Origin of the sequence: Exiguobacterium sp. s59, from assembly GCF_018617475.1 — a bacterium.
In the GTDB taxonomy this organism is placed as follows: Bacteria; Bacillota; Bacilli; order Exiguobacteriales; family Exiguobacteriaceae; genus Exiguobacterium; species Exiguobacterium aestuarii.
Map to the genome: position 1 here is coordinate 406,625 of NZ_JACSKG010000002.1, position 17,881 is coordinate 424,505.

Annotated in this window: 12 protein-coding genes; all 12 read right to left on the bottom strand. The window is 47.7% G+C overall.

The window, feature by feature from the left end; all coding sequences use genetic code 11:
• Positions 1 to 13: 13 nt before the first annotated feature.
• Complete coding sequence (locus KNO91_RS05405) at positions 14 to 1,519, bottom strand: hypothetical protein (protein ID WP_214816727.1); 1,506 nt, start codon at positions 1,517 to 1,519, stop codon at positions 14 to 16.
• Complete coding sequence (locus tag KNO91_RS05410) at positions 1,516 to 3,204, bottom strand: hypothetical protein (protein ID WP_214816730.1); 1,689 nt, start codon at positions 3,202 to 3,204, stop codon at positions 1,516 to 1,518. Before KNO91_RS05410 ends, KNO91_RS05405 begins: the two co-directional genes overlap by 4 nt.
• Positions 3,205 to 3,395: 191 nt before the next feature.
• The gene (locus tag KNO91_RS05415) at positions 3,396 to 4,847 is read right to left on the bottom strand and encodes a 6-phospho-beta-glucosidase (protein ID WP_251126548.1); all 1,452 of its coding nucleotides are present in this window, start codon (positions 4,845 to 4,847) and stop codon (positions 3,396 to 3,398) included.
• Positions 4,848 to 4,889: 42 nt separating this feature from the next.
• A complete protein-coding gene (locus KNO91_RS05420) occupies positions 4,890 to 6,791 on the bottom strand; it encodes a beta-glucoside-specific PTS transporter subunit IIABC (protein ID WP_214816734.1) in 1,902 nt (633 codons plus the stop codon).
• A 357-nt stretch (positions 6,792 to 7,148) separates the two neighbouring features.
• Entirely contained in the window at positions 7,149 to 7,829 is a 681-nt protein-coding gene (locus tag KNO91_RS05425; RefSeq protein WP_214816736.1) for a DUF4956 domain-containing protein, read from the bottom strand.
• Between the two features lie 13 nt (positions 7,830 to 7,842).
• Complete coding sequence (locus KNO91_RS05430; RefSeq protein WP_214784430.1) at positions 7,843 to 8,541, bottom strand: polyphosphate polymerase domain-containing protein; 699 nt, start codon at positions 8,539 to 8,541, stop codon at positions 7,843 to 7,845.
• Complete coding sequence (locus KNO91_RS05435; RefSeq protein ID WP_214816738.1) at positions 8,538 to 10,238, bottom strand: CotH kinase family protein; 1,701 nt, start codon at positions 10,236 to 10,238, stop codon at positions 8,538 to 8,540. The genes KNO91_RS05430 and KNO91_RS05435 overlap by 4 nt, the downstream gene beginning before the upstream one ends.
• 42 nt (positions 10,239 to 10,280) lie before the next feature.
• The gene (gene pelG / locus KNO91_RS05440; protein WP_214816740.1) at positions 10,281 to 11,735 is read right to left on the bottom strand and encodes an exopolysaccharide Pel transporter PelG; all 1,455 of its coding nucleotides are present in this window, start codon (positions 11,733 to 11,735) and stop codon (positions 10,281 to 10,283) included.
• Positions 11,680 to 13,119 (bottom strand): GT4 family glycosyltransferase PelF, encoded by a 1,440-nt coding sequence (gene pelF / locus KNO91_RS05445; RefSeq protein ID WP_214816743.1) that lies wholly within the window; start codon positions 13,117 to 13,119, stop codon positions 11,680 to 11,682. The genes pelG and pelF overlap by 56 nt, the downstream gene beginning before the upstream one ends.
• Positions 13,119 to 14,753, bottom strand: coding sequence for a DUF2194 domain-containing protein (locus KNO91_RS05450; protein ID WP_214816746.1), 1,635 nt, complete (start codon positions 14,751 to 14,753; stop codon positions 13,119 to 13,121). The genes pelF and KNO91_RS05450 overlap by 1 nt, the downstream gene beginning before the upstream one ends.
• Before the next feature lie 10 nt (positions 14,754 to 14,763).
• Positions 14,764 to 15,633 carry a hypothetical protein gene (locus tag KNO91_RS05455; RefSeq protein ID WP_214816749.1) on the bottom strand — a complete coding sequence of 290 codons (870 nt, stop codon included), beginning with the start codon at positions 15,631 to 15,633 and terminating at the stop codon, positions 14,764 to 14,766.
• Positions 15,623 to 17,746, bottom strand: a complete 2,124-nt coding sequence (locus KNO91_RS05460; protein ID WP_214816752.1) for an NAD-dependent epimerase/dehydratase family protein — start codon at positions 17,744 to 17,746, stop codon at positions 15,623 to 15,625. The genes KNO91_RS05455 and KNO91_RS05460 overlap by 11 nt, the downstream gene beginning before the upstream one ends.
• Positions 17,747 to 17,881 lie beyond the last annotated feature (135 nt).

Sequence of the window (17,881 nt, forward strand, 5' to 3'; positions counted from 1 at the left end):
TTCTCCTTAAAAATCAGTTTTCACCACTGAGTTTTTTCCATTCTTGATCAAGATGAGCATCGACCGCTTTCCAGTCGTAAACGTCTTCGCCGAGCACATGCTTCAACTCTTGCATCGAGGCGAACGCGAAGCGGCTCCATGCTACATAGTTCAAGCGTGTCGCAAATAAAATGGGTACGTTGCCACTTCGAATATATGCATCCATCCCGTCGGTCAAACATAAAGCGCCGTGCCCGACGAGTAGCATTTTCCGAAGTGTCGGCTTGTTGCCGACTGGAATCGAGGCGAGCCATCCGTTTTTATGATAGAACAGACTCTTTAATCCCCAAAGTAGACGGATGATGAGCTCATTAAAGATGACGGGTACCGCCATCGCGACACCGTGACGAGCATCGTACCCACTCTCGAACACTTTTGTTGAAAAGTCAGCGAAGGAGAGTGTCTGTCCGTTATGTGAAACTTGTCCGAAATCGGCGAATTGGAACAGTTCGAAAAATGGGAGCGGAATCCCGGCGCCACGACGACCATTATCGTGTCCGCGCACACCACTCGAACCGGATACGTCAGATAAGAGATGACCGAACCAGTTGGCAAACCCGGCAAACAGTTTAGCCAGTAAGTTACCACCTTGTAGCTTTTGCGTACCATCTTCTTTTGGCTCGAGTCGAAGCAGGCGACCATCTGATACGAAGCTTGCCTTCCCTGTGAACTGATCCAAAATCGAGAAGAACAAGCCGATGATGTCCGGTGCGTGGGCGAGCGACTTCAAATGATGGTCTGACGGACGCATATTGAGCGTCGCTTCACCCATCTTCAAATCTTTTGCGTAACGTGCGTCATAGTTCACTTTAAAGCGTCGTTCCAAAAAACCGATAGCACTCGCGATCGAATCGGGTTGCTTGCGGAGGTTTGCCCCGTTCTTCTTGTCTTGTTTCCAGACAAGATTCGCAAATTTGATGACGACGTTGTCGACCTTTTCATCCGACCAACTTCGGAGTTTACTATCGGTCGGAGAGCCGACAAAGAAGCTGTCGATTAGTCCCGCAACAAGACCGCTGAAAGACGCGATCATGTAATCAAAACGGTCGCATTCTGCTTCCTTCAGCAAGAACTCCTCTTTGAACGTTGTCGCCAAATCATGCCGCTGTCTTGCCGTCAAAAGATGGGCGAAGGGGTCGTCGAGTCCCGTCACGTCATGACGGGTCGCGTATGAATCGAGATTCGTTAAATAGAGATTCCATGAAACGTCCGAGACTTGAACTGATTCGAGATCCTCGAATGTCGGGACAGCTAGTGGCGTCAACTGAGGTGTGGCTGCTTGTGGCACCTGACCATTCATCAGTCGCATCATGTCCTCGAATAAGTGGTCGAGCGCTACCGTTTGAGCGTCCTGCGTGTCTTCAAGTTGATTCAAGTGTGAATGGATGTCGCCTAAGCGTTGCTCGGCCTGCGCCGCTTGATGTTGTTGAACGAGTAGAGCTTTTGCCTTATCAATTATTTCTTGATCGGATCGGTTCATTTGTCACCAAAGACGTTCTTCACAAGACGTTTTGCCCCACCTGTGACTTCTGCCAAACCACCACCAGACATCTCGAAGTAGCCAATCGCCTGGAACGATTCATGTAACTGTTCGAACTCTTCTAAAGTGAGAGTCTCTTTCAAGACAAATTCTTCCTCGTCGCTGAATGTCAGATCGTCGATTTGAATTGATTGTGGCGTGTAGCATGAGTAGACGTACTCGCGTAGCTTCTGATACGTTGGTTTCGAAGTCAACTCGTCCAATCGGATTGTGCTCAGTTTTGGAGGCAACTGCGTGATGATTTGTTCTTTTTGAGAGTGGACTTGTTTGTCAGCACTGAATTGGGCACTCTGACTTAGCATTTTCAACATATTTGATAACTCATTTATTTTTGCTGAGTTGGTGTTTCCTTGTTGAATCGCGACAACGAGTCGGTGCGAGATTTCATTAATGTCCTCTAGTAGGTAGTTGAGTGTTTGTTGCGTGTTGCGAATAATAGCTTGCAACATAAATTCGCGCTGTTTGTTATTCTCAATATCTTTCATGCCGGTGATTTTCTTTAATCCTTGATACGTACCGACACCAATGACGACCAATACGCCGATACCTGTGAACATGCTCGAGAAGCCGAGCAGTCCACCCATACCAAGCGAGGCAAGACCAGACGTCAATCCGGCGGCACTCAATCCGACGACCGACCCCGATAAATAAATAGCTGTAAGGGGAACGCCGACAGCAGCAGCTTTCGCCGCCAAGTCTTTCATCGATTTGGCGATTTCTGAGTCGTTTTTACGGAACGTCAAAATATCTTCGTCGCTTTGAATGGCACTTGAAATGAGTTCGATCTCTTCACGCGAAATGGATAGAACTTCCTTCAATTCTTCAAGAAATTTATTTTCAAACCAAGCCGAGAGTGGACGCTTTAATTTGAATAAGTAAAGTAAGTCTTTGAATAATGATTTTTCGACTATGGAGAAATCGATGGTCGTCGACAAATCGCGTAACTCATCAATTAACGTCATCGTCGGAGTGTGCTCGTCCGGGTTACTCAAATAACCTCGAAGCTGTAAACGATAGTCAGAACTGAGGTGGATGCGGGTGACGAGAGACATGAGTTCGCTATATTCTTGCGCATCAATTTGATTGTCGTCGACGAACGTGAAGTTGGCTAAGACCTTCAAATATGTAAGCTTATAAGTTTCCGGTAAGTCGGCGAGTGGCGTCACTTGAGAAACGTTGACGAGCTCATCTTCTTTATCTTTCAAAGCGGCGATGCCGTTCAATAGTTCGACGACGCCTTCGACGTTATACGTCGCGAGTTTATCCGATAGACTATAATCATATTCCTCAGTATGCATGACGATGTGTACTTTTTCTTTGAGCTTGTCGTTTTTATATGTCACTTCACGGTCCAAATCAACGCGCTGCAAATTTTTGTAGTAAACGCAAATCGGTTTTTCGAGCAACGGTTTGAAGTAGAGACGATCACCTAGAAACAGCATGCCTTCTTTACCACTCTTAAAAAGTGTCGAGTCGTACAAGGCAACGACATGTTCCGGGAGCGCATCCTCAGCGTAATTCTTAATAGCTCCATTCAACTTTTTATCAGGTATATTCGGTGCGATATGAGTGCCGTCACCGAGTAAAGTATGTGCGTAATCTTTCAAATATGTATTAATATTCATCAAGTATCACCTTCCATATTATGTTTATAAAGTTATTATATACTTATAGATGATTTAGAGTTGGGAAAATATTTTAATTGGTAAAACATATTGAATTTTTGTATAAATTCATATAATAGATGAACCTGTCATCATGATTTTTCAACCGAAAAAAATCGAACCAATCAACTGAATTGGTTCGATTTACGTATTTATATCGTTTTAACAGGAGGTGTCACATCTGCTCCATTTGTCGCAATCACTTGCTTATACCAATCGAAGCTCTTTTTCTTCGAACGGCTGAGTGTCCCGTTCCCATCGTTATCCTTATCGACATAGATGAAGCCATAGCGTTTTTTCATCTCACCAGTCGACGCACTCACTAAGTCAATCGGACCCCAGCTCGTGTAGCCGATGATGTCGACACCGTCCTTGATGGCCTCGTGCATCTGTTCGATATGCTTTGCCATATAGTCGATGCGATAATCGTCTTCAACATATCCGTTCGCATCCGGTGTGTCGACCGCACCGAGTCCGTTCTCGACAACAAACAATGGTTTTTGGTAACGGTCGTACAATTGGTTCGCCGTGATTCGGAAACCGGTTGGGTCGATCGTCCAGCCCCATTCTGACTTCTCGAGGAACGGGTTCTCAAGCGAGCTGAAAATGTTACCTTCGGTCGATGCGTTAATCTCTGGGTCTGTGCTCGTCGTCCGGCTCGCATAATAGCTGAAGCCGATGTAATCGACCGTGTGCTCTTTCAACAGTTCGAGGTCACCGTCTTCCATTTGAAGTGTGATCCCGTGTTCTTCTAGATAACGTTTCGCATATCCCGGATATTCCCCGCGCGATTGAACGTCGATGAAGAAAAACGATTCCCTGTCTTTGTCCATCGCATCTAACACATCATTCGGGTTACACGAATAGGCATACGTTTGACCGGCGGCAAGCATACAGCCGACCTGTAAATCTGGATTGATGGCATGGGCCGCTTTGACCGCTTTCGCACTTGCGACGAGCTGATGGTGTGCCGCCTGATATTTCACTTGTTCTTTGTCTTCTCCATCCTCGAATACGATTCCCGCACCGATAAATGGTAAGTGTAACAGCATATTAATCTCGTTGAACGTCATCCAATACTTTACTTTTCCGTTGTAGCGAGTGAAGAGGGTTGTCGCATACGTCTCGAAGAAATCGACGACCCGGCGATTGCGCCAGCTTCCATAGTTTTTGATGAGACTGACTGGGACGTCGAAGTGAGCAATCGTCACGACAGGCTCGATACCATGGTTCAATAGTTCATCGAAGACATCATCATAAAACTGTAGTCCTTCCTCGTTCGGTTCTGCATCATCTCCGTTTGGGAAGATACGTGACCACGCGATGGAAAGACGAAGTGCCTTGAATCCCATCTCGGCGAATAACGCAATATCTTCTTTATAACGATGATAAAAATCGATTGCCTCGTGCGATGGGTAGAACTCACCGGGCACCGGCTCTAAAGAAGGTAGCTCTCCGAACATGACGTCAAAGCGTTTCTTCCCCGTCGGCAATAAGTCAACCGTTGTCAGCCCTTTACCACCTTCTAAGTAAGCACCTTCCGCTTGGTTTGCGGCAATCGCGCCACCCCATAAAAATCCTTTTGGAAAACTCATCGAATCCATCCTTTCTATAATAGGGGAGGAAGATTCCTCCCGCTTGATTCATTAAATGCTGAAAATTGGATCGCCCGTCTGAACGTTGTTGGCATTATTCGGTGAAAGTGCTTTTCGATTCGTAACAATTACCGGTGTTGTTAATGCACGACCGGATTGTTCGATTGCCTCGATATCGAATTCGATCAACAGTTGTCCTTTTTCGACAAATTCACCTTGCGTGACGTGTGCCTTGAAATGCTTTCCTTCTAATTGAACGGTATCCATGCCGATATGGATGAGGATTTCAGCCCCTGACTCCGTCGTGATGCCAATGGCATGATGTGTCGGGAAGAGTGCGGACACGGTACCGGAGACCGGGGCGACGAGCTTGCCTTCCGTCGGTTCGATTGCGACGCCTTGACCGAGTGAACCGGATGAGAAGGCGACGTCTGAGATGTCTTTCAAACGGACGACCGTTCCTTTGAGCGGACTGACGATTTGTTCTTGACCGACAGTTGTCGCGGATACTTCTTTGGCGACCGGAGTGACTTCTGGTTGCGGTGTCGTAGCCGCTGCTTTATTGACACCACCGAAGAGGTACGTTAAGACGAATCCGACAATGAAGGCAACGGCTGTTCCAATTAGTGAACCGTAGAAGCCGGTCGTAATACCTTCAGGTGAGATGTTTGATGGATAACCGAAGACACCGAGACCCCCGATAATATAGACTTGTGTACCCATGATTCCCATGATTCCACCACCGACAGCACCACCGATACAGCTCATAATAAATGGTTTTTTAAGCGGAAGCGTCACCCCATAGATAGCCGGTTCGGTGACCCCAAAGATGCCTGAGATAAAGGCCGGGATACTAAGTGTTTTGATTTTCTGGTTCTTAATTTTCAAGAAGACGGCAAGTACGGCTCCGATTTGAGCGAATGATGCTGCAAAGACAAGTGCGAGTACAGGATCGGCTCCGAGTGATGTCAAGTTGTTGATGGCGACCGGAACAAGTCCCCAGTGAAGACCGAAGATGACGAACACTTGCCATAAACCACCGAGGAAGATACCGGCGACGAGCGGGCTCAAATTGTACACGGCGACCGTCGCACTACCGAGCAACATACCAGCCCATGTCGCAATCGGTCCAATCAAGATGAACGTGAGCGGCACGACGATGAGTAACGTAAGTAATGGGACGATGAACATTTTGATGACGTCTGGAATGATGGTCTTCAAGAACTTCTCGAGTTTCGCTGCGAAGAACGCCGAGATGATGATTGGGATGACCGATGTCGAGTACGTCATTAAAATGACCGGAACACCAAGGAACGTGATATGGATCGGAGACTCAAACATCGTTCCGGTAAAGACGGTATAGAGTGGGTCTCCCGCAGTGAGTGTGGACAATGTCGGATAGACGAGCGATGCCCCGATGGCCATACCGATGAACGGGCTTCCTCCGAATTTTTTAATGGCCGTATAGCCAAGGAAAATCGGGAAGAAGTAGAACAGCGAATCACCAATCGCATTCAACAATTGATACGTGCCGGAAGTGCTGTCGAGCCAACCGAGTGCTACAAACAAGGCGTTGAACCCTTTGATCATTCCGGTCGCGGCCAAGACGCCGAGGACAGGAGTGAAAATGCTAGAGATGATATCGATGAATCGACTGAACAAGGACCCTTGTGGTGCACTTCCTTCTTCGATCGGTGATTGATTTTGGAATCCGCCGACTTCGACGACCGCTTTATACACGTCTGGAACGTGGTTGCCGATGACGACTTGATACTGGCCGCCACTCTTCATGACAGTGACGACCCCATCCATATTTTTGATGGCTTCAGTATTGGCTTTTTGTTCATCCTTCAATTTGAAACGCAAACGGGTGATACAGTGGACGACGCTGTTGACGTTTTCTTTGCCGCCAACTTGCTGGATGATGTCACGTGCGAGCTGTTCATACTTCATGTCCGTTCCCTACCTTTTCAATGGATTTTTGGGTTTGCGTCAAATAAAAAACCTGACCCGTGCCAAATGAAGAACGTGAAGTCACGTCATTCATCTGACTCGAGCCAGGTTATGCCCACTAAAGGTAACATTCCTGCGCAGGAGACCGTTCAGTTGTTATTTGATACTTGAAATGTAGCATGAGTGAAATCGGAATGTCAACGCTTACATTATTTGTTTTTTGAAAGGTCTCCTACATAGATGGAGAAGGGTTTTTAAGCAATGCGACGCTCGAGAATGAGGATTCAATTGCGAAGGTAAAGAACCCGGAGATGTTGAGACAGCAAAAGGACCGATCTTTCAATCGGTCCCGTGGTCTTACACAGCATAATCCCCATTGTATTGAACAAGAGAAACATCTCGCACTTCCTCGATGTCATTCAATCGGTTCATAAAGGCCGTGTTGTCGATTTTCAAGCGGACTTCAGCCGTCAGTTCGACGACGTCTTTCCGTACAATTTTCGACTTGAGCGTGTAGTCGAGTTGCTGGAGCTCTCGTCGTACTTCATCGTTCCCGTCCTCATAGTAATGGATGACAAGAAGATAAAGCGTATCCGTATGTTTTTTACGAGCGAGGCTGACGATGACGGCTCCGATGACCGCTGCACCGAACAGGGTCAGGAAGTAGAGCCCGGCACCACTCGAAATACCGGCAGCGATCGCCCAAAACATGAACACGACGTCGAGCGGGTCTTTGATCGCCGTCCGGAAGCGGACGATACTGAGCGCCCCGACCATCCCGAGCGAGAGGACGACGTTCGTCGAAATCGTCATGATGACGAGCGACGTGATCATCGTCATAACGAGGAGGGTCGCGTTGAAGCTCGGGCTATACAGGACGCCGCGATAGGTAATTTTATAGATGAAGTAGATGAAGCTCCCCGCTAGGAAAGCCGTGAGCAGTCCGAGCATGACGTCGATGATTGACAAGTTGCCGAAGCTGAACTCGTTTAAAAAGCTATTTTTGATAATGTCATTAAAGTTTACGGTTGTGTCCATAGGCTCTCACTTTCTAGAATCCGTGATATTGAATGCTCGCCATCCGACAGTGCACATATTTCGAGATGGCAGAACGCTGATGGGTATGAAGTTGTAACACTTGCCGGATATAGTCCGGTAAAAACTCGTCATATTTCACTTCGAGAATCGTCTTCGGATAATCGAGCACTTCTTCAGAGACCGGGTTTGGTTCGAATAGGTCGACACTGTTCGTGACGAAACTCAGTTCTTTGTCAAACGTGACCCGAACGTTGCCGAGGCTACCAACGTATGCCTCGCGTACATAATCGACGATGACCCGAGGGCGCATAATCGTACCCGTGAGATACGAATAAAACTCATGGTAGAGCGGTTCGGTCTTCTCGAGTAAGAAATCATACTCCCAATCTAAAATCTGTTCGTATTCCTCGCGCGTGATGGCGACGGACGACTTGAGGATATATTCGCCTTGGCGGCTCTTCTTCTCAAGTCGAATGACAGTATCCGAATAGTTATACGTGCGGATGCGGAACTTTTTCCGACGGAAGATGCCGCTGTTTTTTTGAATCAGGTCGTGGTCATAGACGTTGTCGAAGTAGAGACTTCGGATCAAGTAGCCGTCACGAGAGACGGAATGCTCATCTTGTTTCAAAATCGTGGCGATACGCTCCCGAAGCGTATGATAGTCTTGCTCATTGATAAAATATTTTAATTCATGTCGGAATCGTTTCATGATGTTTCTCCTGGTATGACGATTTGTTGGACGCCCCAATGAAGCTTGCGGTCATTGTCACGGTAATAGTCGAACGGGATTTGCGTATTGCCCGACGCATCCTTGACGGTGACGCGCCAATAGTAGCGACCTGGTGCGAGAGCCGGCATCGAATAAGAGAATGTCGTCAAGTTCGCTTGTTCTTTGAGTAAGATCGTAAAGTCGGGCGAGGTGCTCAATTCGAAGTGATACGTCAACTCCTCGTTCTGAAGGTCGTATGACGCATCCCAGCGGAACACATCTTGTTTCCCGTCTCGACTGTACTGTAGGAAAATTGGCATCGGATTTTCGAGCGACCGTTCAAAGTCTGTCGCGTATTTCGCCGTGATGTCTTCTAATCTCCGATAATTCGCCTCATAAGAAGACGCCTCGATCTTCAAGAAACGTAAATCCGGTTCGCTCGTCACGAGTGGTGAGACGACGGGATAGAAGCCATCGATCAATTGTTTCGTTCTAGTCGGATTGATCACCTCTTGAAGTTCCGTCATCTTCGCTTGGAGCGACTTGACGTTCTCCGGGTCTTTTAAGTAGCGACGGTGGAGGAGCGTCCCCCAGTAGCGCTGAATCCCTTGTTGCCAACTCGGCATGGCGTCGGTACGTTCCGTGTCCCGACCGAGCGCCTTATCGAAGTCCCACGGCATGAAGTACCACTTCTCCGAGTTGAGCGGGCTATAGAGGTAATAGTTCGTCGACATCGTGTCATAGTTCCCGAACAAGATATTCGTCCCGAGCCATGTCAGGTAGTTGTCTTCATCAAAGTACTTGTCGAACACTTGATCGAACGGTTTCGACAAATCATTCAAGTCGTCGAGCATCGTCAACAGTTCGTCATGATTGTCAGAGCCGTTGATTTTCAACACCGATTCGAACGCTTTTTTGTCATAGTTCGGGTCATCGCTCGGCAAGAGTTTGTCGGGATAACGGAAGAACTCGAAGTTCTCGGCTTTATACAAATGACCATCCGGATTGAGTCCGCGTGCGGCGAGTGCTTCTTCGTTCAATTGTTCGACGTGGGTATAGAGTCCGTAATCTTCGAACGTATCGGCTTTGTCGGGATTGGTCATATCCCGGACGTGTAACTGGACAAAGTTCGTTCGTAGACTGGAGATATCGTCTAACTGTTCATAGTACGCGAACGCGAGTCGGTTCCGGACGCGGGTGCGGTCGTCGGCATGTTTGTTCAAGTTGAGGACGCTTTGACCGTACCAAAGACCTGCGTTATCTTGAAGGCGAATCTTGTAAGATTTTTGCGGTTCGAGACGGCTCGACCGGCCTCGCAGTTGGATCGTCGCATTCACTTCCTGTTCATCGAACAATTGGATGCCGTCCGGTCCTTTCGCATCTCCGGTCTCGAAATGGACATATAGCTTCGGACCGCTCTCGAGGTTGCTGTACTGTTTGTACGACTCGTTCAAGTCATACAACGTCAAGTCATTTTCGGGAACGGTACGTTGGTCGAAGATGGTGACATACACATGCTCGAGCTTGTTCCCGTCATGCTTGTCATAGACACGCTTATCTTCTTTGAATGTCGCATCGAGTGTGGCGACCTCGTTCGTCGTCTCTTCACGTTCCGTCGATGTAGCGCCTGATTCGGGTGCTTTTAATAAGGCTTGTATCCCTAACAAGAGGAAGAAGAGAATGATGAGGCCAATCATCACTCTGGGGTAAGGCAAACGCTTCATACATATAAACTCCTTCTAAGACAGACTTCCAATGCGTCGTAAAAATAGCTCCGTTTTTGTCGTCACTTCTTGATAGACGATTGGCTGCGAGCAGAACGTCGTATAGTCGATATCGTTCAAACTTCGGATGAGTAATCGTGCTCCCCACATGAAGGCGAGGATGGCAGAGAGGAACATGCCGACGCCGTATACATCGAACAACAGGACGAGGGCGAGCGTCACGAGGAAACTCGTGACCGCATAAAATCCTGTCAGCTGGATGGCGGCACGACGCTCGTCGAAGTACAGTAGAATCAAGAAAATCGTGATGACGAGACTCAAGAACCAGCTACCGAGTACGACGATGATAAAGATGTCGATCTGATTTTGCGTCATGCCTAGGAACGGCAATAAACGGACACCGAGGAACAAGAAGATGAACGTGACGAGCATCTGGACTTGGGCCATGAATAAGAGCTCTGAGCCGAGGACACGGAACATCTCACGCTTGGCGGTCTGGATGTCTTGGAACGGATACCCGTTTAAGATCCGACCGTAGTATTTCTTATAAGACGTATAAAACGTCGTCTCGAGCGTCACCATGAACAAGACGAGCGACGGAAGGACGCTCAAGTAGGCGTAGAAGACCGGCGTGTCGTAATACGGCGCCATCAAGTATGTCTCGCCGACGATAATCGCCCGGTCACTGAACCAGGTGGCGAGGTTATGGCCATACAATCCGAAGTAGTAGGCCGTTCCAATCAAGAAAAGGAGCGGATACTTCTCGAGATATACTAAAAAGTAGAAGTAGTTGCGGTTATTCACTTGGAAATAATGATGGATGTCGCGGAACAATCGGATCAAAATGACGAAGAAGCCGAGATTTAGTCCGATGAACACCGACGTCGCCGTCGGATGACCGAGCGGGGACGTCAACAACCAAATGAAGAACGCCGCGACCAACGTCCCGAGGACATAACTCGTGACGATTTTTTTATAGTCTTTTAAGGCAGACACGTACATCGATAAAATCCAGATGACAGATAGCTGCGTGAAATACAGATACGTCACGAGCTTATAGCTGAACGGGAGGGGCGACCCCATATAAAACAACACAGAGATGACCAGACCGATGACGACAATCAGACTGATGAGTCCGTAGAGCGAGGACAAGACGTTTTCTTCTTTTTCTAAGAAGGTCTGGTCCGCCACGAACCGTGAGATCGTAAATAAAAATCCACCCGTCAACAGTTGCGAGAAGATGAACGTGTACTGGACGGCCGCCATGTAGATGTTCACTTCGCTCGCTCCGACATTCAAGTAGAGCAACCATTCACGCGATGCGGTGATCAGCAAAATGGATAAGAACATAGGACCGACCGCCGTGATGGTCGAATAGCCGTACGCACGGAGCTGTCCAAAAAATCCTGATTTGTCATACAGTCGTTTCAATTGAAATCCGATTCCGGCCATGACGTTCTCCTTTCTCATAATAAGTGCGATACGCGTCGATCATCATCGGCAAGGTGTAAAGATTCGTGACGCGTGCCCGTCCATTCTCCCCATACGTCTGGCGTACGTCAGGCTGTTCGATCAATTTGATGATCTCATGCGCCAACAGATGAAAATGCATGACGGGGACGACGCTACCGGCTTTTCCGAAGCGGTCATTCGGGCCTTCGAGCAATTCACGGCAAGCCCCGACATCGGTCGAGACGAACGGGATTTCCATGGCGAGCCCTTCGAGGATGACGAGCGGTTGTCCCTCACTGATGCTCGAGAGGACGAGGATGTCTAAAAAGGATAAGTAGTCTTGGACGTTCGCTGGACCGGTGAAATGAACATGTTTGAGTCCGAGCATGTCGACGAGCTCGAGGCATTCCTCGTAATACTCCTCGTCTTCATCTAACGGTCCGATGAGATAAAATTGGGCTTCCGCGAACTTCTCTTGGACGATGGCGAATGCTTGAAGCATCGTCTTGACGTCTTTGATCGGGACGACCCGAAGGATGGCACCAATGTGTACACCAGGACGTATCGTACGGCTTTCAGGTGAGAAACGAGACACATCGATGCCGTTCGGGACGAGGAACGTCTTCTCCGGAGGACAACCGAGCTCCAGTTGAATCTCTCGGTTCCCTTCGAACAATGTGCTGACGTCATCGGCATAGCCGTAAGCGCAGTAGGAGAGACTATAGAAATAATCAATCCATACGTCTTTAAAGTAACCTTTGATCCAGGAGGCTTTGATGATCTCTTCTTCACGTTCCCGTGTGTAAATTCCGTGCTCCGTTAAGAGTAACGGCTTGCCGTACTGATATTTTGCGAGGGCGCCGAGTACGCCCGCATAGCCGGTCGAGACGCTATGATAGACGTCCGCTTCCGGTACTTTATGGTCAATACAGACGAACAACGGTAACAGCATCGAGCGGAGCGCCCAAAACATATCGGTGAACGGCACTTGGACGAACCGTTTCTCACAAAGCGTGCTGACGATATCGAAGAAATCTTTACTGCCAAGGAAGTTCATGACCGAATCGATGCGGCCGCTCGTAAAGAATTGGAACAACACGTCCCAGTCCGTCTGACGTTCCGACATGAGGGACAGGAAGGCGAGACGTTCCGCGTCCGTCAGATTGTATCGTTTTCCGCTGACGATCTTCTGGTCCACATAATCACCGAGGTGAATCTCATGCAGTTCGACCAAGTTCTCTGGAATGGGATATTTCGGTTTACTTCCTTTCACTTCTTTTGCCGAGATGGAGTAGACGATGAACTCATGCTCGGGCATCTCGGTGATGAGCGACTGAATCCAGCTCGATACACCACCCGTCACGTGAGGATACGCGCCTTCTGAAATCAAGCAAATCTTCATCATTTCGCCTCCAATCGGATTGAGAAGGATAATGCTTCGGTTTTGACGAGATATAGGTCAGGGCCGATTCGTTCGACTTCGCACTGGTCCACATCTTCAATCTCTTGTGAAGATTGAAGGTAAAAGTACGTTTCGCCAGCTGCTTCGTCCAACGTGTAGGTATACACGTTTTCTGACTGACTGACATACACGTGACCTTCAAAAAAGTGATGGTTTTGAGCAACGTCCGATGCTTTCATCGAGCGGAGCCACGGGACGTCGCGACGTTGTTCATCTAAGACAGATTGAAAGGCTGTGACCAACGTCTCGCCTTCTGCTTGTGACGTGATTTCTTGAGGAGAGAGCGTCATCGAAACACTCCCACTTGTCACGAGCTCGTTGAAGAGCGTCCAAGATGTCCAGTCCGGGTCTGAAAAGTCGAGCGGGGTCGATGGCAGTTGTACGACCGCTTCCGTTTTTATTGGAAAACTGCCCGTCCCGATCTCTGTCGTATGATCATCAAACACGCCTTGAGCTGTCTCTCCATCAGTCAGATAAGACGATTTAATGGTGAGACCTGGTAACGCGTAATCAAACTGTGTTTTCGTTGCGCGAATCTCTTCGGAAGAGGAACCTGAGACTGCTATTTCTCCGCCGGATCGTAGTGTCTCTCGTCCATAAAGCGCTAAGTCTTCCGAATATGCAGAGGTTGCCGGTGTCGGATTCAACGAAGGACTCGTCGTGGCGAGGACATAGTTCAACCCGTATTTGGCGCCGAGGCGTTGTACGTCAGCCCAAAGCACGTTCCGGAAGTAGTCACGGTCGGTCATCGACTTTGTCACGATGCGTTCGTTCGAAGCTAAAAATGGGAAACCTTGAAGCGTCGTGACTTCTGCATTCAAAATCGGTCGCAGCACAGGTTCGCCTTGTGCGAGACCGACAAATAGAAGTGCCTGTTGATTGAACTCGGAAAGCATCGTGCCATTGAATACGATGAATCGGCCTTCTCCATAGATTTTTGACCAGAGTAAAGGCAAGTCTTCTGAAGACGTGGCGAGTAAGTTGGCCTCCGGGTCAATCCGTAAGGCGAGTGACGAGTTCAATAGACGTTCTGACTCAAATGACTTTGCGGCATCCTCTTCGAAAAACGGAGAGGTCAACCGAACTCCAGTCGTCTCCACAAATGATCCGATTTCGATGATGCCGATCTGGCGATACATCTCCATCAGTCGATCACTTGGCGACGGGCGTGTGGCAAACAAGACAGTCCCGCCCTTTTCGACATAATCGAGAAGAATATCCCGGTCTTTTAAACGGTCGAGATGTTCTGTCGCGATGATGACCGTCTTCTCATCCGTCAAAGACGTCAGTTGTTCAATGTTCTTGAGGGAGCTTTGTTTACCAATCGAACGAAAACGTTCCTGAAGACGCTCAGCAAGCTGTTTATCATGGGTACTGCTCAATATTAAATAGGAGTCGAGCATCCCATCTGCACGAGAGACGGATTGTGATTGGATTGATGTCGGATTACTCTCTGAGAACAGTGGGAACTTTAAGACAACATCTGAACGAATCAGGATGAAGATGAAGCCGAAAAGCGCGATAAAGCCACCGATTAAATACATCCCTTTTTGAATCTTAAATGTATATTTCATAAAAAATCCCCTATATCCAAAATCGTAATTGTTGGAGTCCCTCTGGTGAGAGACGAATGTCGGATGCACGAAGCGCATCGACCATATGATGCACTTGTTTGACGTTCTTCATCACATAATGAACATGCATCGCCTCGAAGTAGGCTTGTTCACGACGTGGATATTGTCTTAAAAAGAGCTCGCTCGCTGCGAGCGCCTGGTCATACTCTTCTAGAGAAAGTGCAACCCGGATTCGTTCGACATGATAATCGGGATTGATCATCCCTCCCAGTTCAATCAAGGTGGTTAACGCATGTAAGTAGGAATACGTATATTTCACTTGTGTGCGTCGATCTAAAAATTCCATATCGATCATCTGTTTCAGAATATTTAAGTAGTTGATCATGACACTTAAGTCGTTCGGACGTTCTGCTAGCTCTCGCTCCACGTGTCGAAGTTGTTTGGACAACAATGATTTTGCTTGTTGTAGCGCGGTTGCCGCATAATGTGACGTCTCGTTGTCCTCACTCTTGAGCGCTGCTGCGAGAAGCGGGGCTTGTTGAAGAAAGTCATTTTTTAATACGTTCATCAGCGTCTTCCGCTTCACTTGGTTGGAGTTGAGGATGAGCGCATCCTGTAGGGAAATCATATTCGTCTCGTTCAACAAATCTGGTCGTTGAAGCGACACATCTTCATACGTCTCTTTTCGAAGTAACCAATCTGGAAGTTCGGCATCTCTATGCTTCGAGCGTTGCAAATAATAGAGGATTCCCCAACTGAAAAAGGGGAGTGCCAACAACAAGAAGAAGCTTGGCATGACGTCTTCGCGTCGCTTCACGAACAAAAGAAGCAAGGCTAGTAAAGACACGCCATAATGAAACAGCAAAAGATTAATCCACATAGGTGACGTCCTCCACGACTTCGGCACGAATCGCCTTACGTGCGAGACGTTCGATGACGATTTGTGACTCTTCTTTCGTCGCGTTCGACAGGATGGCATACAATCGATCATCTGTTCGGAAGCCTAAATAGTCGGTCGTCCGTAGCGTCGTATCCGTGCTCTGAATGACGGATTCACTGTTGTCTTCTGCGATGAGCAGGAGCGTATACGGGATATTTAATTCCTGTTGTGCCTGTTCTTTTTGAATGAGGATGCGCTCAAAGTACTCTTGTTTCAATGCGTTCGTGTTGCCGACATAGCGATCAGATTGAATCGCATGAATGTACCCGAGCGAGCGATCGAGTGAAGAGTTGATGAGGCGGATCATGACATCAATCAAATTGCGGTAAGACAAGGTCAAATTCTGGAATGGTACTTCGTAACATAGGACAACGGCCACTACTTCGCCTTGACGAATGAGCGGGGCACCGAATAAAGGCTCACCAGGCGTTAGCGATGTATTGAAAACAATATCGGAAGAAGTGACTACTTCATGAATCACCGTCTGTTCTACGATTTCTAACGAGTTACGTGGTGCGAAAGTAGAATCAGCCGATTTTGCCGCGAGTCGGGCGAAAGATGACTGATTGACCATGTAAATCGCAAAATGTTTAGCTTTTAGCGTCTTCTCCAAAACCGAAATCGATCCGACGAACAGCCCTTCTGGTTCCAAACTGTCGAGGGCACGCGTCGCTTCATACACACTTCCGATACTCTCTTCTGAGTGAAGAATCTGTTGCTGTAACTGATTTTTGATGGTGAGCGTTTCTTCGTAGATTTCGCTCAAGAACGTATGCCGTTCGGTCGTTGCGGCCAATTCGTCTTTTAAAAATTGAATTTCAATATTTCGACGTTCCATCACATAGCTGACGACGAGACCAATCAATAAGTACATCGTGAACGTGGCCAAAATCGAGTTGTCGACAAAGAGGGACAGGATATTTCGACCAATCGATGCACTCTCGTAGAGGTGGACCCCGACAGCAAGTAGAGAAGCAATGAGTGCTTGGGACTTACCGAACAACAGTGCTGCCAAGAGGACATAAATGAACCAATAGTCCGGCGTATCCACAATCGGTGTCAGTAAAAGAGACCCGATGAAGAACAGAAGGAACAAGGTGAGGTTCTCTAGCGTTCGTAGGATCGGATGGCTGAGTACGTTCTTAAATCGACGTTCTTTTGAAATTGGGTGGGGCGATGTGGATGACGATTGTTGTGCATAATAACTTTTCGTTATGTGCAGCCCTTCTTCCAAACCGAATCGAGGCACCCAGTCCAAATCTGTCTTCAATTTACGGTTGTCGAGGTTGGGCTGGAGTTTCGGTACATGTTGATTCGCAAGTGGTGGTTGGATCCCTAGGTGCGCGCAGACTGATTCAATCGAAGTCGATTCACCCGAAGATAGGTGATACAGTCCCGATAATTCACTGATTACGCCTCGATATACGGCTTCCACTACATCTCCGATAAAAATGAAATCAGTTTGACTGTCATGCGATAAAGGAAGTCGGAGGTGTTCCGGATCAGTCGTCGACATGAGGTCGTGAATCCATCGACTCTTGAGACTGACGTGTTGCTTCGGTCCATACACGGACGACAAACGGAAAACTAATGTAGAGAGTGTAGAGTGATTGCCCCAGTGCAGGGAGTACTCCTCGCCGTGTCGCTCATTTAACGCAGAAGGAGAGCGTGGAATGGGAGACGCTGTCTCAGGTATGTCTGTTTCGACATCGAATTCAAACCCATCACTTGATGAAAAGGAGACAAACTGTTTGACTCCATATTTTTCAGATAAAGACAACAGGTTGAATAAACCATCTGTCGTTGGATGTGAGTGCTCTTCGGTTGAACTGTTCGCGCAATGGATGACGACATCAAACGCATACGTTTTGAAAAATGTCTCACATTTACGGTCGGCCACGTCTGCCGATAAATGGCGATGTTTGAAGTCGATTGTATCTTTTGAGCCGGATATGAGATTGTCGAGAATATGTATACGATGCCCTTCTTTGAAGAACCGTTCGGCAATCGAACTGCCTAAAAAACCATAGCCTCCTGTAATGAGAATGTTCATGGGCAATCTCCTTCTTGAAATAATTTTATAAAAAAATAAAAATATGTATGAAATATTATAATATAAGGATATTTTAATTTACCTAAATTCGAACGATTTATCCTTTTATTTTGTCGCTTTTGGTCGAAAATTTTA